1 pseudogene is annotated in these 355 nt (G+C 56.9%); it reads right to left on the bottom strand.

Annotation, left to right across the window (positions count from 1 at the left end):
- Positions 1-338 (bottom strand): annotated as a pseudogene (locus GPK90_RS18895) (relaxase/mobilization nuclease domain-containing protein); the annotation flags it as partial.
- Between the last annotated feature and the right edge of the window lie 17 nt (positions 339-355).

A 355-nucleotide genomic window follows, 5' to 3' on the forward strand; every position in this document is an offset into this window, starting at 1 on the left:
GCCAACTGCTCATAATCGGTCAGGTTATTGTCCTGTATATAGGCAAGAGCGGCGGCCATCTGCTTAATGTTAAATACCTTCGCCCAGCGTTCATATCCCGGCCCCTTACCGGCAGCCAGCTTTGCTTGAATATCCACCGCCAGACTGATTTTCCGCTCCGAGCGCCCGGGGCGTTTTTCTTTGCCCTCAATGGCGGACAGAACATCTTGCAAGTCGTAGCCGTCCCCCAACGTGGAGGCACGCAGACGGGTGAAGCGTTCCTGTCCCTGCCCGGTCAGCCGGAAGCTGATACCGCCGCCCCGAACCGTCTTGACCTCATACCCGGCCCGCTTCATCAAATTGAGAAATTCGTCCA

Source organism: Clostridium sp. MCC344, from assembly GCF_018785365.1.
GTDB lineage: Bacteria > Bacillota > Clostridia > Lachnospirales > Lachnospiraceae > Pilosibacter.